Source organism: Pseudoclavibacter sp. RFBI5 (genome assembly GCF_002931395.1).
Lineage (GTDB): Bacteria > Actinomycetota > Actinomycetes > Actinomycetales > Microbacteriaceae > Pseudoclavibacter.
Genome location: NZ_PSYA01000007.1, coordinates 60,492 through 80,296 on the forward strand (window position 1 = coordinate 60,492; position 19,805 = coordinate 80,296).

Genomic DNA, 19,805 nt, shown 5'->3' on the forward strand with positions numbered 1-19,805 from the left:
CCGAGCTCGGGTGCTTGTGCCACAGGTCTGTGCTCGCGCGTCTGCAGGCCTGGGGCTTGCGCACGCGCCTGGCTGAGCTCAGGTGCGTGTGCCACAGGTCTGTGCCAGTGCGTCCGCAGGCCTGGGGCTTGCGCACGTGCCTGGCCGGGGCCCGGTGCATGTGCCACAGGTCTGTGCCGGCGCGTCTGCAGACCGGGGGCTTGCGCACGCGCCTGGCCGAGCTCGGGTGCTTGTGCCACAGGTCTGTGCTCGCGCGTCTGCAGGCCTGGGGCTTGCGCACGCGCCTGGCTGAGCTCGGGTGCTTGTGCCACAGGTCTCTGCCAGTGCATCCGCAGACCTGGGGCTTGCGCAGACTTCCGGTCTGCGTCAGGTGCCTGTGCCACAGGTCTGTGCCAGTGCGTCCGCAGGCCTAGGGGTTGCGCACGTGCCTGACCGGGGCCAGGTGCTTGTGCCACAGGTCTGTGCCAGTGCATCCGCAGACCTGGGGGTCACGCACCCACAGCGAGGCACGCGGATGCGCGGACCCCAGGTCTGCAGCGGGGCACCGGAGGGCGCACAGGTCCCCGCTCTCGCGGCTCCCTCGCTCCCATCAGCACAGACCGCTCCCATCAGCACAGACGTTCCCCTCAGCACAGACGACGAAACCGGATGCTCGCGACTGGCGCGTGCATCCGGTTTCGGCGTTGCTGGTGTCTGTCGGGCCCCGACTAGCGGCGGTCGGGCTCGCTGCTCGCGACGGGGGCCGCGTCCGTGGCCTCCGCAGCGTCCGGCGTGGTGCCCTCGACGCCTGCAGCAGCGGCCTCCGGGCCGCCAGCCGCCGAGCCGACGGTGCTCGGTGCGTCGTCACCCTTGGCGCGGGTGTAGATGATGCTCGCGATCGTGGCGACGATGAGCACGCCGAAGATGAACGTGAGCGACAGCCAGATCGGAATCTCGGGGATCCAGAGGAGCGGCTCTCCGCCGTTGATGAACGGCAGCTCGTTCTCGTGGAGGGCGTGGAACATGAGCTTCACGCCGATGAAGCCGAGGATGAACGCGAGGCCGAGGTCGAGGAAGACCAGACGCTCGAGGAGTCCGCCGATGAGGAAGTACAGCTGGCGAAGGCCCATGAGCGCGAACGCGTTCGCCATGAAGACGAGGTAGGGCTCCTGCGTGATGCCGAAGATGGCGGGGATGGAGTCGAGCGCGAAGAGCAGGTCGGTGAAGCCGAGGGCCACGATGACCAGGATGAGCGGCGTCCAGACCTTCTTGCCGTTCTCGAGGATCTTCCACTTGTCGCCGTCGTAGTGCTCGCTTGCGGGGATGATCTTGCGCACGAGGCCGACCCACTTGGGCATCTCGGGCTCTTCGTCCTTGAAGGAGTCGATGGCCTGCTTGACGGCCATGTAGAGCAGCCAGGCGGCGAAGATGTAGAAGACGGAGACCCAGGCTTCGAGGATCGCGGCGCCCGCGATGATGAAGGCGAAGCGCATGACGAGCGCGATGGCGATGCCGATGAGCAGCGCCTTCTGCTGCGCGATCTTCGGCACCTTGAAGCTCGTCATGATGATGAGGAAGATGAAGAGGTTGTCGACGGACAGCGCCTTCTCAGTGGTGTAGCCGGCGATGAACTCGCCCGCGTGCTGCCAGTCCCACACGAAGCCGAGCGCGACCATGAAGACGACGGCGAGCGCGATGTAGAAGATCGACCACCAGCCGGCTTCCTTGAGGCTCGGTTCGTGCGGCGTCTTCACGTGCGTGAAGAAGTCGAATACGAAGAAGCCGATGACCACGGCAATGGTCACCGCCCAGATCCAAATGGGAACGTCCACGGGTCCTCCGGAGGGGTGAGTTCGGCGAATCGGCCGAAGGTCTCTTCCGTCGGCAGAAACCGACCGACGCGCCCGGGTGACTGATGACAGTCGCCGTGATGACGAGCGCGCCGCAGGAGGAATACTCCCCTTCAACGAAGCTCATAGTACACCGCGAGAGGGGCGGCACCAGGGGCGGGATCGAAGCTGTGAGCGAAGGCGAGGGGCGGCTACGGGGTCGGGACGAGCGGGTAGCCGTTCAGGAGGGTGACGACGAGGGCCCCATCGGCGCCTGGGCGCAGGATGCTGAGGGCGAGGTTTCCGATGTGGGGAGCCTGGGCACCGAGGATCGAGGTGAGCACGAGGCGGATGACGCTGCCGTGGCAGACGATGAGCGAGTCCTCGTCGGGGTGCGCTGCGGCGACTTGCGCGATGGAGGCCAGCGACCGCTCGACGACGACGCCGGTCGGCTCGATGCTCGGGTGATCGAGCGGACGACGCGTGCCGTCCGGCATCCAGTACTTCTGCCCCTCGAGCTCCCCGAAGCTGCGCTCGATGATGCCGGGCAGCAGCGTGGGGGCTCCGAGGCCAGTGCCCTGGCCGATGATCTCGGCCGTGGTTAGCGCACGCGACAGCGGGGAGCTGTAGAGGTGGCTCCAGCCCTGGCCGACGAGCAGCCCAGCCGCGTCGTTCGCCTGGTCGAGGCCCCGGGAGTTCAGCGGGATGTCGGTGGCTCCCTGCAGGAGTCCGGTCGCGTTCCAGTCGGTTTCGCCGTGGCGGATGAGGCCGATGCGCATAGTGCTCCGTTCGAGGATTCCGCCCGCTGCCTGATCAGGATTCTGCCGTTGGCTGAGGGGCGAACTCCCATCGTGTCAGAGCGCTGACTACGCTTGGCACATGGCTGAACGCACTCCCTGGTCACTGTCCGGCGCTCTGCGCGGCATGTTCGGCAGGCAGAAGATCGATGAGACGACGTGGGACGACCTCGAGGAGGCGCTGATCACGGCCGATTTCGGGCCCGACATCACCGACGAGATCGTCGAGCAGCTGCGCGACCAGGTCGATCGGTTCCACACGGAGGACCCCAAGGACCTGAAGCGGATGCTCCGCGAGCTCATCGAGGAGCGCCTGTCGAAGTTCGACACGACGCTGAACCTCCGGGAGCGTCCCGCGGTGACGCTCGTGGTCGGGGTGAACGGCGTCGGCAAGACGACGACGATCGGCAAGTTCGCCAACTTCCTGCGCATCAACGGCCGCACGGTGGTCGTCGCGGCGGCCGACACGTTCCGCGCGGCCGCCGTGGACCAGCTCGCGACGTGGGCGCAGCGCGCCGGCGCGGGCATCGTGCGCCCGCAGCAGCACGGCCAGGATCCGGCCTCCGTCGCCTATCAGGCGGTGGAGATCGCCATGCGCGAGGGGCTCGAGATGGTGGTCATCGATACGGCTGGCCGCCTGCAGACGAAGAGCGGCCTCATGGACGAGCTGTCGAAGATCCGCCGCGTGGTCGAGAAGCTCGCCCCCATCTCGGAGGTCCTGCTCGTCCTGGACGCGACGACGGGGCAGAACGGTGTCGCGCAGGCCGAGGCGTTCATCCAGCATGCCGGCGTGACGGGCCTCGTCGTGACGAAGCTCGACGGATCCGCCAAGGGCGGCTTCGTGCTGGCCGTGCAGGAGCGCACGGGCCTGCCCATCAAGCTCATCGGCCAGGGTGAGGGCATCAACGACCTCGCCGGCTTCACACCTCACGTGTTCGCGGAGAAGCTCGTCGGCTGACCGTCGCTGATCGATGAGGGGAGGGAGTCTGGTGGACTCCCTCCGCGGAGGAGAAGGAGGAGCCTGCTGTGGAACCCGACGGAATGATCGCTGTCCTCTCGTCCGCGCTCGCGGTGGCCCTCGCGGGAGCCGGCGGGGTCCTGCTCGGAGTCGGCGGGGTGCCGGTCCGGTCGTGGCTGGTGACGGTGATCGCGATGGCGAGCCTGCTCGGCGGGGTGCTGCTGATCTTGTCCGACCTGGGTTCGCCGCCGTGGATCGGCGTGGTCTTCGCGCTGGTCGTCGTCGGCGCGAACGCGGTGACAAGCGCGCTCCGGTGGCGGAGGCTCCCGCAGCTCAGCGGGGCCCGGCTGCCTGAGCTGTTCCGGCTTGTCCTGCTGCGCCCGGACATCCTGCGGCGGATGGCCGCGGATGCGGTGCAGCTGGAGGACGACCGGCGCCGCAGGCAGGGCGGGCGCGGCGCCGCCCCCGGCGCCAGGCGACAGCGGGGTCCGAGGCGCTAGCGCAGGTCCGCGTCCGCGCCGTGCCTCACCCCGAGCTGCCCGTCGGAGACGCTCACCGGCTTGTCGGCGTCCCGGAGTACGCTTCAGGCCACGTGCCGAGGAGGTCGCTCATGATGACGGATGGGCTGTTCGTGTTCCTTGCCTACGCGCTCGCGGTGGTGCTCGCGGGCGGCGGCGGTGTGTTCCTCGCGCTCGGGAGGGTGCCCGTGACCTCGTGGCCGGTGACCGCGTTCGCCATGGCGAGTCTCATCGGTGCTGGGCTCCTGGTGTCCTTCGCCTTCCCGTCGTTCACGTGGATTGGCGCCATCTACGTCGTCGTCGCGGTCGCGGCCAACGCCGTCGCCAGCGCACTGCGGTGGAAGAGCCTCCCGGTGTTCCGCGACGAGCCCTTGCCGGAGCTGCTGCGCTTCGAGCTGCTGCGGCCGTCGATCCTGCGCCGTATGGCAGCGGATGCACAGCGGGGCTCAGACGGTGCGGGGCATCCCGAAGACGCCCGAAGCGTGTAGCGCGCTCGGTTTTCCCATGCCGCGAGACAAATCCTCGAATTCGCGGGATCGCGGAAGGAATGGCGGCCGCGACGGGTTGCCTGCCTCGTGACCCGCCAGCAGCGCCAGATCCTCGTCATCGCGATCCTCTCGTCCTTCGTCGCCTTCCTCGACGGGTCGGTGACGAACGTCGCACTGCCCGCGATGGTCTCGGAGCTCGGCGGCGGCCTCGGCACGCAGCAGTGGATCGTGGACGCGTACCTCATCACCCTCGGCTCGCTCATCCTCCTCGCGGGCTCGCTGTCCGACGTGTTCGGGCGCATCTCGGTCCTGCGGTTCGGGCTCATCGGCTTCGGGGTGACGAGCGTCGCCATCGCGCTGTCGCCGACTCCCGAGTTCGTCATCGTCGCGCGGGCGCTGCAGGGGGTCGCGGGTGCGCTGCTCGTTCCGAGCTCGCTGGCGCTCATCATCTCGGCATTCCGGGACGCGGCCCAGGCGAAGGCGATCGGCACCTGGACGGCGTGGACGGGCGCGGCCTTCCTCGCCGGCCCGTTCCTGGGTGGCCTCGCCGCCGACTACCTGACGTGGCGGCTCGTGTTCGGCATCAACGTCATCCCGATCCTCGTGACGCTGTGGATGCTCACCCGCCTCGGCGCCGGCTTCGATGCGCCTTCGGGTGGCCGCATCGACGTGCTCGGCGCGGTCCTCGGGTTCCTGGGCCTCGGTGGGCCGGTGTTCGCGCTCATCGAGCAGGGCAACTACGGGTGGGGGAGTCCCGTGGTGCTCCTGCCGCTGGTCCTCGGCGTGCTGAGCTTCACCGCGTTCCTCGTCTGGCAGGCCCGCGCGCCCCATCCGATGCTGCCGCTCGGGCTGTTCCGCATCCGCAACTTCTGGGCCGGCAACATCGCCACGGTCTTCGTCTACGCGGCACTGTCGCTCGGCGGGTTCGTGCTCGCCATCTTCCTGCAGCAGGTCGCCGGGTTCAGCGCGACCTTCGCGGCGCTGGCGACGCTGCCGACCTCGATCGCGAACGTCGCCCTTTCGTCGTGGTTCGGCTCGCTGAGCGGGCGCTTCGGGCCGCGCCTCTTCATGACCGTCGGGCCGATTCTGGCGGGTGTCGGCACCCTCCTGTACTCGGGGCTCGGCGCCGAGGTGAACTACTGGACTCAGGTGCTGCCCGGCGTGCTCGTCTTCTCCCTCGGCCTCTCGATGACGGTTGCGCCGCTCACGTCCGCCATCCTCGGCTCCGTGCCGACGGCGCAGTCGGGCATCGGCTCGGCGACGAACAACGCCATCTCCCGCGTGGCCGGGCTCGTCGCGATCGCCATGATCGGCGTCATCGCCGGGGGCACGATCGACGTGGACAGCTTCCAGCCGCTCATGTTCGTCACGGCGGGTCTGCTGTTCGCCGGCGCGCTCAGTTCGTGGCTCGGCGTGCGCAACCCGAAGGCGGGGCCAGCGCCCGCGGCGAGCTGAGCGTGTCTCCGGCGCGGAGCGGGTCAGGATGCGTCGAGCGTGAACTCCAGGAGCGTGTCGTCACCGTCGCGCGGTGACCCGCGCCCGTCGGTGTTGTTCGTGAGCACGATCAGGCTCCCGGAGGAGGTCACGACCGCGTCGCGGAGCCGGCCGAACTCGTCGACGTAGAGCGCTTCGTCGCTCGCCTCCGACGCCTCCGGGATGGCGATCTTCCAGAGCCGCTCGCCGCCGAGCCCCGCCATGAAGAGGGTGTCGCGCGAGTAGGCGAGGCCGCTCGGGCTTGCCTCGTTCGTCGACCACTGCAGCACGGGGTTCACGAACGTGGCGTCGTCGCCCTGCCCCTCGACGATGGGCCAGCCGTAGTTGCCGCCCGCCGCGATCCTGTTCAGCTCGTCCCAGGTGTTCTGCCCGAACTCGCTCGCCCACAGCGCCCCGGAGCCATCGAACGCGAGGCCCTGCGGGTTGCGGTGGCCCATCGAGTAGACGCGGTTGCCGAAGGGGTTGTCGGCGACGGGGGAGCCGTCGAGCTCCATGCGCAGGATCTTGCCGTTGAGCGAGTTCTGGTCCTGCGCCAGTTCGGTCTGTGATGCGTCGCCGGTCGCCGCGTACAGGTAGCCGTCCGGCCCGATGGCCAGCCTGCCCCCGTTGTGGTTGCCAGCCTTCGCGATGCCGTCCACGACGACCTCAGGGCTGCCGACGCCGACGCCGCCTTCCCAGGTGATGGGAAAGCGCACGATGCGGTTGTCTGAGGCCGCCGTGTAGAACGCGTAGAGCCACTGCGCCTCGTCGTCGCTCGTGCCGGCGAGGGCGAGGCCGAGCAGGCCGCCCTCGCCGCCGGGCTCGACGTCGGCGATGGTCGTGACGACGCGGTTGGGGTTCGAGCCGTCGGCGGACACTTCGACGATCTGCCCCGTGTCGCGCTCGCTCACGAGGAAGTCGCCGGTCTCGAGCTCGACGACCGACCAGGGTGCCTGGAGCCCGGTGGTGACCACCCGGGGGTCGCCGACGGGGGCGACGGGGCCGGCCTCGTCGCCGGCCGCGTCGGGTGTCGTGGGCGCCTGGGTCGTGGATGCTGGCGGCGGGCTCGCCGACGCGGAGGCGCTCGGCTCGGCTTGCTCCGGCGTCGGCGCGCATCCGGCGAGCGTCAGCGCTGCGACGGCGGCGAGGGCGAGCAGGGGAGCGGTGCGCTTGGTCATGACGGTGGCCAATCGGTCGACGAGGGATGCCACCAGTCAAGCCGAGCAGCCTGTGCTGGCGCTCCGTGCCCGTCGGGCCTCGGTCCGCGAGCGGCGACGCGGGTCAGCGGTGTCCGGTCTCCGCTCGCCTCGTCAGTTCGTCAGTTCGTCAGCAGGAGGATGCCGAGCAGTGCCTGGGCGATGCCGATGACAAGAGCCGCGAGCACCAGGACGGCGTGGACCGTGAGGAATCGCGTCGGGCGTCCGTTCTCGTCGCGTGCCCGCGGGTCGTTCGAGACTCGCCGGTAGAACGAGGGCCAGACGACGACGTTGAAGACGGCGCCGACGAGCAGCGCGATGCTTGCGAGGAAGACCATGCCCCCAGCCTATTGGCGCGTCGGCGTCTCCTCGCCGCCACGCGCCTCGCCGAGCGTCACGGCCGCGCTCGCGGGGCTCTGGCGCTTCGCGAGGGCGACGTAGCCGGCGGCGTGCGGGATGAACGCCTGGCTCTCCTCCGGTGTGAGCTCGCGTCGCACCTTCGCGGGCACGCCGGCGGCGAGCACGCGGTCGGGGATGCTCGCACCCTCGAGGACGACGGCGCCGGCAGCAACGAGCGCCCCGGTGCCGATCACCGAGCGGGACAGGCACGCCGCCTTCATGCCGATGAGGGATCCGTTCGCGATCGTCGTGCCGTGGAGGAGCGCCTGGTGGCCCGCCGTCACGTCGTCCCCGATGATCGTGTCGACGTCGTGCTCGACGTGCACCACCGTGCCGTCCTGCAGGTTCGAGCGTGCGCCGATGACGATGCGGCCGCCCACATCCGCTCGCAGGACGCAGCCGTACCAGACCGAGGAATCGGGGCCGATCTCGACGTCGCCGATGATGACGGCGCCAGGCGCGATCCAGGCGGTCTCGTGGATGCGGGGGGTCTTGCCCTCGAAGGGGAGGATCAGGGGAGCAGCGCTGGTCATGCTCCGATGATCCCAGTTGTGCTTCTCTCAGGCCACCCCGCACACCAGACTCCCCGGCCTCAGCTAAAATGGGCGGACTATGGCCATTTTCGGGAACCTCTCTGACCGGCTGACGCAGACGCTCGCCGGCCTCCGCTCCAAGGGCAAGCTCACGCCCGCCGACGTCGACGGCACCGTGCGCGAGATCCGTCGCGCCCTGCTCGAAGCCGACGTCGCGCTTCCCGTGGTCAAGGACTTCGCCGCGCACGTGCGCGAGCGCGCCCTCGGCGACGAGGTCAATCGCGCCCTCAACCCCGCGCAGCAGGTCGTGCAGATCGTCAACGAGGAGCTCGTGCGCATCCTCGGCGGCGACACCCGCCAGATCGAGTACGCGAAGCAGCCGCCGACGGTCATCATGCTCGCCGGTCTGCAGGGTGCGGGCAAGACGACGCTCGCGGGCAAGCTCGCGAAGCGACTCGCGGGCGAGAAGCACACGCCGCTGCTCGTCGCCGCCGACCTGCAGCGCCCGAACGCCGTCACGCAGCTGCAGGTCGTCGGCCAGCAGGCCGGCGTGCAGGTCTACGCACCCGAGCCGGGCAACGGCGTCGGCGACCCGGTTCGCGTCGCGACGGATGCCGTCCGCTTCGCGAAGGACAAGCTGCACGACGTCGTCATCATCGACACGGCCGGACGCCTCGGCGTCGACCAGGAGCTCATGAAGCAGGCGGCCGACATCCGCCGCGCCACGAGCCCCGACGAAGTGCTCTTCGTCATCGACGCCATGATCGGCCAGGACGCCGTCGCCACGGCCAAGGCCTTCCAGGAGGGCGTCGACTTCACGGGTGTCGTGCTCTCGAAGCTCGACGGCGACGCCCGCGGTGGTGCCGCCCTTTCGGTTGCGCAGCTCACCGGGCGCCCCATCATGTATGCGTCGACTGGTGAGGGGCTCGACGACTTCGAGGTCTTCCACCCCGACCGCATGGCCAAGCGCATCCTCGACATGGGTGACATCCTCAGCCTCATCGAGCAGGCCCAGAAGGCCTTCGACGAGGACGAGGCGATGGAGATCGCCGGGAAGCTCGCGACCGAGAACTTCACGCTCGACGACTTCCTGAAGCAGATGCAGCAGCTGCGCAAGGCTGGCAACTTCAAGAAGATGATGGGCATGCTCCCGGGCATGGGCCAGATGAAGGAGGCGCTCGAGAACTTCGACGAGCGCGAGCTGGTCCGCACCGAGGCCATCATCCAGTCGATGACCAAGGCCGAGCGCCAGACCCCGAAGCTGCTGAACGGCTCGCGCCGTGCTCGCATCGCCCGCGGTTCCGGTCGCACGGTCACCGACGTCAACGAGCTCGTCAAGCGCTTCGAGCAGGCGGCGAAGATGATGAAGACCGTCGCCCGCGGCGGCACCCCGCAGATCCCGGGCATGGGGCCCATCCCGGGCCAGCACGGCGGACGCAAGGCTCCCGCGAAGGGCGGGAAGAAGAAGCAGCAGGGCAAGCGCAGCGGCAACCCGGCAAAGCGCGCCCAGCAGGCCATCGAGGAGGCGTCGGCTCCGAAGCGTCCAGGCGGCGCGTTCGGTGGCGCGGGCTTCGGGCGCCAGGCGGCCGGTGATGGTCAGCCGAACGAGGCCGAGCTCGAGCAGCTCCAGAAGTACCTGGGGCGCGGCTAGCGACAAGCTCTCGGGGCGGCGTGTCCGCCTCGCCGCGGGCGACGGAGAGAACTCTCCGTCGCCCGAGTAGCATTGTCACGTCATCAAGTCGTCCGAGGAGTGCGCCATTGAGCAATGAAGCTGCAGCAACAGGCGAGGCCCGACTCCCACTCGGGCTGTTCGTCGGCATCGACCGTTCGAGCCCTGTGCCCCTGTACCACCAGGTGTCGGAGCGCATCGAGAAGGCCATCAGGGACGACACGCTTCCGGCCGGATCCAAGCTCGAGAACGAGATCTCGCTCGGACATCGCCTCGGTCTCTCCCGCCCGACCGTCCGGCGCGCCATCCAGGAACTCGTCGACAAGGGCCTGCTCGTCCGCCGCCGGGGCGTCGGCACGCAGGTCGTGCACGGCCCCGTGACCCGCAACGTCGAGCTGACGAGCCTCTTCGAGGACCTCGAGCGCTCGGCGCAGAAGCCCACCACGACGCTCCTCTCGCGGCGGGTGGAGGACGCGACCCCAGAGCTCGCCGAGACCCTCGGCATCGAGGTGGGGAGCCCGACGCTGCACATCTCGCGCCTTCGGAGTGCGGATGGGGTCCCGCTGGCGATCCTCGACAACGTGCTGCCGGAGCCGTTCGTCGAGCTGACGGAGGACGAGCTCGTCCAGCATGGGCTCTACCAGCTCCTCCGGGCCCGCGGCGTGACGATGCGCATCGCCAAGCAGCGCATCGGTGCGCGCACGGCTTCGCGTGAAGAGGAGCGCCTGCTGGACCTCTCCGGCGGTGCCGCGGTGCTCACGATGTCGCGCGTCGCCTTCGACGCGACGGGCCGCGCGGTCGAGTACGGCCGCCACTGCTATCGTCCAGACCTCTACACGTTCGAGATCACGCTCGTCGAGCGCTGACCCGACTCTGCTGCACGAGGAACGCCCACGGCTGAGCCGTGGGCGTTCTGCGTTGAGCCTCGGGGGAGAGCGCTATGCGCGGTTGGGCACCGCGAGCTCGCCCGTGAGGTACTGGGCGCGGCCGAAGCCGAAGGTCCAGTCCTCCGGCCCGTTCTCGACGTAGCCGATGAAGACGTCGTTGCCTTCGACGCCGCGCTCGCCGAGCGCCTCGGCGATGCGGGCGTAGAGCGACTGCTTCGCCTCGGGCGTGCGTCCGCGCTGCGTGAAGATCTGGATCATGACGACACCTGACGAGCGCTCGAAGCCGAGGCCGGCATCCTGGGCGATGATCTGCCCGTTCTGGTGCTCGGTGATGATCTGGAACCGGTCGCGAGCGGGAATCCCGTACTCGGCGACGATGGCGTCGTGGATGGCGTCGGCGATGGACGAGATCTGCTCGGGGCTGCGGCCGGCGTTGACGTCGATGCGTACGAGAGGCATGGTGCGGTGTCCTTGAGGTCGAGGGGGAGGTGACGTGTGTTGTCTGCGCTCCGATTCTAGTGGCAAAAGTCCTAATGTCCTAACAAATGAGGAACGCACCGAGACCACGAAGGGCCACATCCATGCGGATGCGGCCCTTGTGGTCAGGCGCGGGGCTCTCGCAGAAGAGTCGCACCCGAGTCTGAGGTGAGAGCGGGGTCAGAGTGGGGTCAGAGCGAGGCCTCGAGGGCTGCATCCGCGTCGGTGAGCACCTTCGCGGCGACCTCGAGGCCCTCGATGCGGCCGAGCGAGGTGTCCTCGTGCTCGATGTTGACCCACATCTCCGGGTCGACCTCGTGCAGCGCGCGAAGGAACTCCGTCCAGAACGCCGTGTCGTGGCCGCGCCCGAGCGCGACGAAGTCCCACGCGGAGTTCTTCGGCCACTCGTTCGCCCACTCGTCGCCGCCCAGATTGGTGCGCGGCTCGTCCGCCGAGAGCTTGCGGAACTGGTTGTCGAGTACGCCGTAGATCGCAGCCGCCGGGTTGACGCGCACGTCCTTCGCTGCCGCATGGAAGACCCACTCGCCGAGGTCGCGGACGACTGCCACCGGGTCCATCTGCTGCCAGAAGAGGTGCGAGGCGTCGAGCTCGACGCCGATGTTCGTCGTGTCAGCGCGCTTGATCAGCTCGCGGAAGTTCGCGGGGTTGAACACCACGTTCTGCGGGTGCAGCTCAAGCGCGACCTTCACGCCGTGCTCGCGAGCGAGCTCGTCGATCTCAGTCCAGAACTCCGCCGCCACGTCCAGCTGGTAGTCGATGACGTCGAGCGCAGCCGAGTTCCAGGCGTTGACGACCCAGTTCACGGTGGTCGCGCTGGGCTCGCCGCCGGGCAGTCCCGACATCGTGACGACCCGGTCCTGTCCGAGGCGAGCGGCGAGGCGGATCGAGCGTCGGATGTCCTCGGCGTGCTGCTCGCCGATCGCACGGTCAGGGTGCAGCGGGTTGCCGTTGCAGTTGAGGCCGGCGATCGAGACGCCGGTGCCCTCGAACTGCGCGAGGAACGCGTCCCTGGCCTCGTCGCTCTCAAGGATCTCGTCGAAGTTCGGGATGTGCGTGGCGGGAAGGAACCCGCCGGAGTTGAGCTCGATGCCGGTGAGGCCCAGCTCGGAGACGACCTGGATCGCCTCGGGGAGCGAGCGGTCGTGGAGGATCGCGTTGTAGACGCCGAGACGCATGTCAGGCTCCGTTCTTCTGTGCGCTGGTGGGGGAGATGCGGACGGCTGCGCCGTCCGCCGCGGCCGACTCGGCGACGGCGTGGAGGAGCTCCATGTTGTGGATTCCCTCCTCGAAGCTCGCACAGCGGGGGAGCGAGTCCTCTTCCGAGATCCCCGCCACCTCCTCGAGGAAGGAGCGTGCCTGGTAGGAGAAGGCCTCGTTCTGGCCGAAGCCGACGCTGGGGGCATCCATCGCGAGACCGCCGGCGATGTAGGGGTGTTCCGGGCCGAGGATGATCTGGCGGTACCCGTTCTGGGCGGATGGGGCGTCGTTGAGGAAGAGCTCAATCTCGGAGGGGCGGCGCTGGTCGTAGCGGGCGGCACCGTTCTCGCAGAACACCTCGAAGATGAGGCTGTTCGCGTGGCCTCTGGCGACTCGGGAGACCTCGATGGCTCCTGCGCCCTGGGCGAACTTGAGCGAGAACGCCGCGTAGTCGTCGTTCTCGACGGGTTCGAACGTGTCGCTGACCGCTGCGTGGTCGTGCCCGAGCACCGCGCCGAGCGGGAGTGGCCGCTCGTGGATGACCGTGCTGAGGATGCCTCCGCTGACTTCCTGGATCTCGCCGCCGAGGAACTCCGCGATGTAGGTCATGTGACTTCCGACGTCGGCGAGGGCGCCGCTGCCGGGGCCGCCCTTGAAGCGCCAGCTCATGGGGGCCGTCGGGCTGCACGCGTAGTCGGTCCAGTAGCGACCGCTGAAGTGCAGGAGCTTGCCGAGTGTTCCGTCCTGGATGAGCTGGCGGATGTACGCGATGCCGGGGGAGCGGCGGTAGGTGAAGCCGACGCGGGCGATGGAGTCCGCGCGCTCGGCGGCATCCGCCATGGCGTGGGCGTCCTCGATCGAGTCGCTGAGCGGCTTCTCGCAGAGCACGTGCTTGCCGGCGGCGAGGAGGCCCTCGACGACCTCGCGGTGCAGTGAGTTCGCGATGACGACGCTGACGACGTCGATGTCGTCGGCCGCCGCGATGGCCTGCCAGGAGGAGTCGGTGCGCTCGTAGCCGAAGCGCTTGGCGGCGAGTGCGCCGAACTCCGGGTTGACGTCTCCGATCGAGACGAGGCGGATCTCCGGCAGCGTGGGGCTGTAGAGGGTGGATGCGACGCGGTAGGCGGCGGCGTGCGCGCGGCCGGCCATGCCTGCGCCGATGACGGCGACGCCGAGTGGCTTTGTCATTGGTTCTCCTGTGTTTCTGCGAGAGCTGTGTTGGGTGAGCGCAGGCGACCGACGACGGTGTTGGAGCGCTACACTGGAAGGTAGGTCATGAAATAATGTCCTGTCAAACAATCGTCGTCCGGAGTGTCGAATGCCCCCTTCCCCGCGTCAGAAGCGCCCGACGATCTACGACGTCGCCGAACGCGCCGGGGTCTCGAAATCCCTCGTCTCGCTCGTGCTGCAGAACTCGACCCGCGTCAGCGACGAGAAGCGGGCAGCGGTGCGCGCGGCCATCCAGGAGCTCGGGTACCTGCCGAGCCGGGCCGCCACGGCGCTCGCCGGGAACCGCACGCGCGCCATCGGCGTCATGATCGACGACTTCCGGAACCCCTGGTTCGTCGACCTGCTCGAGGGGATGCAGGCGGTGCTCAACGCGCCGGGCTTCCACGTCACCGTCGCCGACGCGAATCTCAACGCGCACCTCGAGCAGTCGCCCATCAGCGGCTTCCTGGCAGCGGGCGTCGAGGGGCTCGTCATCGGCGGCGACGTCGACGCGGTCCCTGCCGAGGGGTTCCCCGTGCCGACGGTCGTTGCCGGTAACCGTGCGATCGTGCCGGCGGGCGCCGACCTCGTCGCGAACGATGACGAAGCCGGCGCGCGGCTCGCGGTCGAGCATCTCCGCGACCTCGGGCACACGCAGATCGGCCATGTCACGGGAACCGGCCGCGCCGGCGAGCTCCGGCGGCGCTCCTACGAGCGCGCCATGCGCGACGCGGGGCTCGAGCCGCGTGTCATCGGCGGCTCGGGAGCGACCGACCAGAGCGAGGGGCGTCGCGCATCACGAGACCTCTTCGAGCGTTGGCCGGCCACGACCGCCGTCTTCGCGGCGAACGACGTCATGGCGCTCGGCGTGCTGGGAACGCTCGATGAGCTCGGCTTGCGCGTTCCCGCGGACGTGTCGATCGTGGGCTACGACGATTCGCACCTCGCGGGCTTCGACCACCTCTCGCTCACCTCGGTCGATGACCGAAGTGCCGAGGTCGGTCGCGCCGCGGCCGAGCTTCTCCTCGCCCGCATCGAGGGGGTGCGGGCGGCAGCCCGCGACGGGGCGGCAGGGGTTCCGTCCGGAGCGACGCGGAGGGTCATCCAGCCAACGCTCACCGTGCGCGGCTCGACGGCGACCGCGGCGAACGCCACGACCGCCTGAGGCCGCCACCGGTTCTCCAGGGACAGGCCAGCACGGGTGCCAGTCGACTGCGGCTCAGCGGTCTCGCCGCGCCCCAGCAGCGGGTTCGAAGGCCAGCACGAGCGGCTCTTCCCACCCCTGCTCGGCGTACGCTCCCAAGACGCTCTCGCGCAGCTCGTCGAACTTGTCTGCGGGATGCATGACGAACACCGAGCCGCCGAGGCCCGTGCCGGTCATGCGGGCGCTCGCCGCGCCCAGGTAGGTGGCCAGCTCGACCGTGAAGTCGATGCGCGCCGTCGAGACCTCGAAGTCCTCGCGCAGCGACACCTGCGACTCCGCGAGGAGATGGTTCCGGAATTCGGGCGCCTCTCCGGTGCGCATGAGCTTCGTGAACTCGAGCGTGCGGGCTATCTCGGAGACCACGTGCCGTGCGCGCCTGAACACGGTGTCGTCGAGCCGCTCAGCCGCTGCGTCCAGCTCCGCCGGCCGCACCTCGCGAAGCGTCTGGAAGCCGAGGGTCTCGGCCGCCCGGGCGCAGTCATCGGCCCGCTGCGCGAACTCGGCCGACCAGTTGCGGTGTGCTTCCTTGGTGTCGATGAGCACGCGCACGAAGCCGGAATCGGCGGAGCTCGGCGCAGGCAGGATCGAGACGTCGGAGCCGCGAGCATCGAAGAACACGTCCTCGTTGCTCCGCGCGGCGTGCACGGTGATGTGGTCGCTCAGGCCGCTGGGCGCGCCGACGATCTCCGCCTCCGTCTGGCGCCCGATCTCGGCGAGCTCCTCGACGTTCATCCCGAGGCCCCAGAAGTCGTTGAGCGCCGTGCTGATGGTCGCGCAGACGGATGCCGAGGAGGCGAGCCCGGCGCCGACCGGCACGTCCGTCGTGAGGAAGATGTCGAGGCCCGTTCCCAGGAAGAACGGGACTCCAGGGTCGGTCTCGTCGCCGTCGCCGCGCGTGCCCTCCGGCGGGTTCTCGCGAGCGAAGCGGAGCATGCTCGCGACCGCGCCGAGCGGGTAGGCACGCCAGTCGCGTGCGGGGATCTCCGAGGCGATCGACCGCAGGTCGGTCACCGCCTCGTCGGGGGAGAGGTCGGTGACGATGCGGATGCGCCCGTCGTCGCGGGGCGCGATCGCCGCGCTGGAGCGCAGGGGGATCGCGCAGGCGTATCCGACGCCATCCTGCAGATCGGTGTGGTCGCCCATGATGCTGACCCGGCCGGGTGCCGACCAGACTCCGAGGGGCTCTCGCTCGAACGCGGCTCGGAAGCCGTCGCACACGATCGTCGTCAGGTCTCTGCTCATCTCGTCACCGTTTCTCAGGCATGGGCGAATGGGCGTCCGCCCCTGTGCATGCGCACGGTGATTCTAATAAATGCGTCCTGGACGAGCGCCGAAACCCCCGTGCGTGGGCCGTCCCCCTGGTCGGGAGGCGTTCGGCGTGCTAGGGTCGACAGCTTGTGGGTCCCATTTCCCACGATCGTCGTACCGTTTGTTGTTCGAGGGCACCTTTTCTGCCTCGGCACGATTTCACGAGTTGCGGCGAACGGGCACATTCGCCCGCATCATCGCCGCAAGAGCGCAGCACACGAGTGTTGTGCGTTCTCTGCGTGCCGATTGAAAGGCATGACCTCCATATGACGGAAACCACCTCAACTTTCGCCGAACTCGGCGTCCCCAAGTCGCTCGTGACCGTGCTCGACGCAGCCGGCAAGCACGAAGCCTTCCCCATCCAGCAGTCGACGCTTCCGAGCACCCTCGCGGGTCGCGACGTCCTCGGCCGTGGAAAGACGGGCTCCGGCAAGACGCTCGCGTTCGCCATCCCGCTCGTCGCGCGCCTCGCCGGTGCCGTCTCCGGTGGCAAGCGCCGCCCGGGCCGCCCGCTCGGCCTCGTGCTGCTCCCGACCCGCGAGCTCGCAACCCAGGTCGCCGCGGTCATCGAGCCGCTCGCGAAGGCCGCCGGCCTCACCGTGACGACCGTCTTCGGTGGCGTCTCGCAGCGCCCCCAGGAGACCGCGTTCCGCAACGGCGTCGACATCGTCGTGGCCTGCCCCGGCCGCCTCGACGACCTCATGAAGCAGCGCATCGTGAACCTCGACGCCGTCGAGGTCACCGTGCTCGACGAGGCCGACCACATGGCCGACCTCGGCTTCCTGCCCGTCGTCACGCGCATCATGAACGCGACGCCGCAGTCCGGCCAGCGTCTCCTCTTCTCCGCCACGCTCGACAACGGCGTGGACAAGCTCGTGAAGAAGTTCCTGAGCGACCCGATCCTCCACTCGGTCGACGAGTCGAACTCGCACGTCGCCGCCATGACCCACCACGTGTACGAGGCGGAGACGCCTGAGGCGAAGACCGCCCTCGTCCACGCGCTGGCGAGCGGCAAGGGCCGTCGCATCATGTTCATGCGCACCAAGCACCAGGCGAAGAAGCTCGCGAAGCAGCTGACCGCGTCCGGCATCCCCGCCGTCGACCTGCACGGCAACCTGTCGCAGAACGCCCGCGACCGCAACCTCGCGGCCTTCTCCGGTGGCGAGGTCAACGTGCTCGTCGCAACCGACGTCGCCGCCCGCGGTGTGCACGTCGACGCCATCGAGCTCGTCGTCCACGTCGACCCGCCCGCCGAGCACAAGGCGTACCTGCACCGCTCCGGACGCACCGCCCGCGCGGGCTCCGAGGGTGACGTCGTCACGCTCATGCTCCCGAGCCAGCGCAAGGACACCGAGATGCTGCTGCGTCGCGCCAAGATCAACGTCACCCCGCAGCGTGCGAACGTCAACTCGCCGTTCGTGAACGAGCTCATCGGCGAAGTCGCCCCGACCGTGCGCCCCGTTCCGGGCGGACCGGGATCCGGCAACGTCGAGGTCAGCCAGGGCCGTGGCACGTCGCAGGGCGCGAACGCTCGTCGCAAGCGCGACGCTGCACCAGCTCGCGGCGGCGCAGCTCGTGGCGGCTCCGGCAACGGCGGCGGCCGCGGTCGCGCGGCCTCGTCGTCCTCGCAGGGCTCGTCCGCGTCGCGTCCGGCGCGCGGACAGGCAGGCGAAGGCGCAGCTCAGGGCCAGCGTCGCGGAGAGTCTCGTCCGCGTCGTGCTGGCACCTCCTCGCCGGCCGCGCCTTCACGCGGTGGCGAGCGCGGCGGTTCGCGTCGCGCCAGCTGGTCCTCTGGCCAGTAGTCAACGCCTCACACGCAGCATCCCCGAACGGGCGGTCCGAGCAATCGGCCCGCCCGTTCGGCGTCTCTCGCGTGCGTCCCTCGCGTGCGTCCCTCGTGTGCATCCCGCGCGCATTCACGTGGGGATGCGGCGCTGGAGGGAGCCTCAGGTGGGGGAGCTGGCAAGCAGGTGTGCCGTGAGGGCGTCGAGGTGGGCGCGCACCGCCGTCGGGCCATCGTGCTCGAGCAGGGTGAGGTAGCGCTCGTGGTCCTCGGCCAGCCCCTCGGCGCCGTAGTGCTCGTGCGCTCCCGCGAGCAGGAGCCTCACCTCGCTCTCGAGCGAGCGCGCAGTCTCGCTGATCCGCGGGCTCCCGGCCGCATCGATGATCGCCTGGTGCACGGCCGCGTGAGCTGCTTCAAGCTGCCGCCACGAATGTGCGTCGGTCACCTCGAGCTCCCGCAGCTGGGCGATCTGGGCCAGGATCGGCGCCCGCACCTCGTCCGGCCAGCCGTCCGGGTGCCGGGAGTTCAGGATGCGCACGGCCTCGGATTCGAGCGCGCAGCGCAGATCCTGCATGGCGCGGATTTCGGTGTCGTCGAGGTTCGTGACCTCGACCCCCTTGTAGGGCGCTGCGTGGACGAGGCGCTCGGACGCGAGGGTGGCCAGCGCCGTCCGCACCGTGTGCCGCGAGAGCCCGAACTCGGCGGCGAGGTGCTCCTCGCGCAGCGACTGGCCGCGGGCGTAGCTCCCCTCGAGGATCCGGTCGCGGAGGGTCGCCGCGAGCTTCGCCGACGCGGTCGGCCGGCGCGTGAGCGCGGCGGGCTCGGGGCGGGGCTTCTGGTGGATCATCGCGCGCCTCGGCCCGCCGGGGCCTGGCTCGCGTCCGCTGCGCGTGCGGTGAGCGGCCTGCCGCTGCGTGTGCGAGCACGAGTCGCGCCGAGCACGAGGACCACGATCCCCGCCGCGAGCACGATGAGGCCGAGGGCCTCGAGGCCAGCGAGCTGCTCTCGCAGCACGACAAGCCCGAGGATGCTCGCGGTCAGTGGTTCCGCGAGCGTCAGCGTCGAGACGGTCGCGGCCTGCAGCTTCGCGAGCCCGGCGCCGAAGCACAGGTAGGCGACGGTGGTGGTGACGACGCCCAGCCACGCCGCGGTCGCGAGGCCGGCCGGCGTGAGCATCCACTCGGCACCGCTCGCGAGGAGCAGGGGGATGCTCAGCACGCCAGCGGCGCCGAAGACGATGCCCATGGTGCCGTCGGCACTCCAGCCGCGGTTCATGAGGGCCTTCGCCGAGAGGGTGTAGATGCTGTAGCTCGCGCCGGCGCCGACCGACGCCGCGATGCCGCCGAGGTTCGCGCCGCCGGCATCGCCTGCCCCGGCGGCCGCGATGAGGGCGACGCCGAGGATGGCGATCGCGGTCGCGACGCCCCAGCTCAGGCCGGGGAAGCGGCGCTCGAGCCCCCACTGCAGGAGGCCGGTGATGACCGGGGCCGATCCGAGCGCGAGGACGGTGCCGACGGCGACGCCGCTGCCCGCCGTCCCAGCGAAGAACAGCGGCTGGTAGAGGAGCACGCCGAGCGCGCCAAGGGCGATGAGGCCGAGATGGGCACGATTCGTTTGGTGGATCCGGGCGGAGTCGGGCCGGAGCTGCAGGGAGCCTCCGAGGGCAGCTCGGCGGCGCAACCCGGCGAACAGCGCCCAGGCGCCGAGGAGCGTGCCGCCGAGCGCGAGGCGAGCGGAGCCCAGCGAGAACGCGCTCACCTCGGGCGCGCCGAGTGCCTGCGCCGTCCCGGTCGTGCCGAAGCAGACCGCGGCGAAGAGGACAAGCAGGAGCGGTGTCATGGGCTGATTGTTACACAATCCTCGGCCTCGCGTTGCACGCG

19 protein-coding genes are annotated in these 19,805 nt (G+C 69.7%); 8 read left to right on the forward strand and 11 right to left on the reverse strand.

Going from position 1 to position 19,805, the window contains the following annotated elements:
* Positions 1-707 precede the first annotated feature (707 nt).
* Positions 708-1,811 carry a TerC/Alx family metal homeostasis membrane protein gene (locus tag C5E06_RS05215; RefSeq protein ID WP_104240630.1) on the reverse strand — a complete coding sequence of 368 codons (1,104 nt, stop codon included), beginning with the start codon at positions 1,809-1,811 and terminating at the stop codon, positions 708-710.
* 209 nt (positions 1,812-2,020) lie between these two features.
* Entirely contained in the window at positions 2,021-2,587 is a 567-nt protein-coding gene (locus tag C5E06_RS05220) for a histidine phosphatase family protein (protein WP_104306214.1), read from the reverse strand.
* Between the two features lie 100 nt (positions 2,588-2,687).
* Between C5E06_RS05220 and ftsY the strand changes: the two genes are divergently transcribed.
* From ftsY to C5E06_RS05240, 4 genes are all read left to right on the forward strand, one after another.
* Positions 2,688-3,563 carry a signal recognition particle-docking protein FtsY gene (gene ftsY / locus C5E06_RS05225; RefSeq protein WP_104240632.1) on the forward strand — a complete coding sequence of 292 codons (876 nt, stop codon included), beginning with the start codon at positions 2,688-2,690 and terminating at the stop codon, positions 3,561-3,563.
* Between the two features lie 68 nt (positions 3,564-3,631).
* Positions 3,632-4,063: a hypothetical protein gene (locus C5E06_RS05230; RefSeq protein WP_146081064.1), complete on the forward strand. Its 432-nt coding sequence runs from the start codon at positions 3,632-3,634 to the stop codon at positions 4,061-4,063.
* 110 nt (positions 4,064-4,173) lie between these two features.
* Positions 4,174-4,569, forward strand: a complete 396-nt coding sequence (locus C5E06_RS05235) for a hypothetical protein (RefSeq protein ID WP_104306215.1) — start codon at positions 4,174-4,176, stop codon at positions 4,567-4,569.
* Positions 4,570-4,656: 87 nt separating this feature from the next.
* Complete coding sequence (locus C5E06_RS05240; protein WP_104306216.1) at positions 4,657-6,024, forward strand: MFS transporter; 1,368 nt, start codon at positions 4,657-4,659, stop codon at positions 6,022-6,024.
* Between the two features lie 23 nt (positions 6,025-6,047).
* Here the strand turns inward: C5E06_RS05240 and C5E06_RS05245 are convergent, their stop codons facing one another.
* The 3 genes from C5E06_RS05245 to C5E06_RS05255 form a co-directional block, all read right to left on the reverse strand.
* The gene (locus C5E06_RS05245; protein WP_104306308.1) at positions 6,048-7,220 is read right to left on the reverse strand and encodes a sorbosone dehydrogenase family protein; all 1,173 of its coding nucleotides are present in this window, start codon (positions 7,218-7,220) and stop codon (positions 6,048-6,050) included.
* Positions 7,221-7,360: 140 nt separating this feature from the next.
* Positions 7,361-7,576: an SCO4848 family membrane protein gene (locus C5E06_RS05250; RefSeq protein WP_104240636.1), complete on the reverse strand. Its 216-nt coding sequence runs from the start codon at positions 7,574-7,576 to the stop codon at positions 7,361-7,363.
* Positions 7,577-7,585: 9 nt separating this feature from the next.
* The gene (locus C5E06_RS05255) at positions 7,586-8,170 is read right to left on the reverse strand and encodes a gamma carbonic anhydrase family protein (protein ID WP_104306217.1); all 585 of its coding nucleotides are present in this window, start codon (positions 8,168-8,170) and stop codon (positions 7,586-7,588) included.
* A gap of 79 nt (positions 8,171-8,249) precedes the next feature.
* Between C5E06_RS05255 and ffh the strand changes: the two genes are divergently transcribed.
* Both ffh and C5E06_RS05265 read left to right on the forward strand, forming a co-directional pair.
* Entirely contained in the window at positions 8,250-9,821 is a 1,572-nt protein-coding gene (ffh, locus tag C5E06_RS05260; RefSeq protein WP_104240638.1) for a signal recognition particle protein, read from the forward strand.
* A gap of 107 nt (positions 9,822-9,928) precedes the next feature.
* Entirely contained in the window at positions 9,929-10,705 is a 777-nt protein-coding gene (locus C5E06_RS05265) for a GntR family transcriptional regulator (protein WP_104240639.1), read from the forward strand.
* 72 nt (positions 10,706-10,777) lie between these two features.
* Here C5E06_RS05265 and C5E06_RS05270 read toward each other — a convergent pair whose 3' ends face one another.
* From C5E06_RS05270 to C5E06_RS05280, 3 genes are all read right to left on the reverse strand, one after another.
* Entirely contained in the window at positions 10,778-11,185 is a 408-nt protein-coding gene (locus tag C5E06_RS05270) for a tautomerase family protein (RefSeq protein WP_104298491.1), read from the reverse strand.
* Between the two features lie 209 nt (positions 11,186-11,394).
* On the reverse strand, positions 11,395-12,399 hold the full coding sequence (locus C5E06_RS05275; protein ID WP_104306218.1) for a sugar phosphate isomerase/epimerase: 1,005 nt from the start codon (positions 12,397-12,399) through the stop codon (positions 11,395-11,397).
* Position 12,400: 1 nt separating this feature from the next.
* The gene (locus tag C5E06_RS05280; RefSeq protein WP_104306219.1) at positions 12,401-13,609 is read right to left on the reverse strand and encodes a Gfo/Idh/MocA family protein; all 1,209 of its coding nucleotides are present in this window, start codon (positions 13,607-13,609) and stop codon (positions 12,401-12,403) included.
* Positions 13,610-13,739: 130 nt separating this feature from the next.
* On the opposite strand from C5E06_RS05280, the gene C5E06_RS05285 reads away from it, so the two are divergent.
* Positions 13,740-14,795, forward strand: coding sequence for a LacI family DNA-binding transcriptional regulator (locus tag C5E06_RS05285; RefSeq protein WP_104306220.1), 1,056 nt, complete (start codon positions 13,740-13,742; stop codon positions 14,793-14,795).
* 54 nt (positions 14,796-14,849) lie between these two features.
* Here C5E06_RS05285 and C5E06_RS05290 read toward each other — a convergent pair whose 3' ends face one another.
* Positions 14,850-16,076, reverse strand: a complete 1,227-nt coding sequence (locus tag C5E06_RS05290) for a galactokinase family protein (RefSeq protein WP_104306221.1) — start codon at positions 16,074-16,076, stop codon at positions 14,850-14,852.
* A 332-nt stretch (positions 16,077-16,408) separates the two neighbouring features.
* Here C5E06_RS05290 and C5E06_RS05295 point away from each other — a divergent pair, with 332 nt between their 5' ends.
* The gene (locus tag C5E06_RS05295; protein ID WP_104306222.1) at positions 16,409-17,944 is read left to right on the forward strand and encodes a DEAD/DEAH box helicase; all 1,536 of its coding nucleotides are present in this window, start codon (positions 16,409-16,411) and stop codon (positions 17,942-17,944) included.
* A gap of 144 nt (positions 17,945-18,088) precedes the next feature.
* On the opposite strand, the gene C5E06_RS05300 is transcribed toward C5E06_RS05295, so the two are convergent.
* Positions 18,089-18,772, reverse strand: a complete 684-nt coding sequence (locus C5E06_RS05300) for a GntR family transcriptional regulator (RefSeq protein ID WP_104306223.1) — start codon at positions 18,770-18,772, stop codon at positions 18,089-18,091.
* A complete protein-coding gene (locus C5E06_RS05305; RefSeq protein ID WP_104306224.1) occupies positions 18,769-19,764 on the reverse strand; it encodes a DMT family transporter in 996 nt (331 codons plus the stop codon). Before C5E06_RS05305 ends, C5E06_RS05300 begins: the two co-directional genes overlap by 4 nt.
* Between the last annotated feature and the right edge of the window lie 41 nt (positions 19,765-19,805).

Coding starts and splice junctions, on each gene's coding strand:
- C5E06_RS05250 (WP_104240636.1), bottom strand. CDS start 7,576: ATGGTCTTCCTCGCAAGCATCGCGCTGCTCGTCGGCGCCGTCTTCAAC.
- C5E06_RS05280 (WP_104306219.1), bottom strand. CDS start 13,609: ATGACAAAGCCACTCGGCGTCGCCGTCATCGGCGCAGGCATGGCCGGC.
- ftsY (WP_104240632.1), top strand. CDS start 2,688: ATGGCTGAACGCACTCCCTGGTCACTGTCCGGCGCTCTGCGCGGCATG.
- C5E06_RS05305 (WP_104306224.1), bottom strand. CDS start 19,764: ATGACACCGCTCCTGCTTGTCCTCTTCGCCGCGGTCTGCTTCGGCACG.
- C5E06_RS05270 (WP_104298491.1), bottom strand. CDS start 11,185: ATGCCTCTCGTACGCATCGACGTCAACGCCGGCCGCAGCCCCGAGCAG.
- C5E06_RS05290 (WP_104306221.1), bottom strand. CDS start 16,076: ATGAGCAGAGACCTGACGACGATCGTGTGCGACGGCTTCCGAGCCGCG.
- C5E06_RS05295 (WP_104306222.1), top strand. CDS start 16,409: ATGACGGAAACCACCTCAACTTTCGCCGAACTCGGCGTCCCCAAGTCG.
- C5E06_RS05220 (WP_104306214.1), bottom strand. CDS start 2,587: ATGCGCATCGGCCTCATCCGCCACGGCGAAACCGACTGGAACGCGACC.
- C5E06_RS05275 (WP_104306218.1), bottom strand. CDS start 12,399: ATGCGTCTCGGCGTCTACAACGCGATCCTCCACGACCGCTCGCTCCCC.
- C5E06_RS05245 (WP_104306308.1), bottom strand. CDS start 7,220: ATGACCAAGCGCACCGCTCCCCTGCTCGCCCTCGCCGCCGTCGCAGCG.
- C5E06_RS05235 (WP_104306215.1), top strand. CDS start 4,174: ATGATGACGGATGGGCTGTTCGTGTTCCTTGCCTACGCGCTCGCGGTG.
- ffh (WP_104240638.1), top strand. CDS start 8,250: ATGGCCATTTTCGGGAACCTCTCTGACCGGCTGACGCAGACGCTCGCC.
- C5E06_RS05285 (WP_104306220.1), top strand. CDS start 13,740: ATGCCCCCTTCCCCGCGTCAGAAGCGCCCGACGATCTACGACGTCGCC.
- C5E06_RS05300 (WP_104306223.1), bottom strand. CDS start 18,772: ATGATCCACCAGAAGCCCCGCCCCGAGCCCGCCGCGCTCACGCGCCGG.
- C5E06_RS05255 (WP_104306217.1), bottom strand. CDS start 8,170: ATGACCAGCGCTGCTCCCCTGATCCTCCCCTTCGAGGGCAAGACCCCC.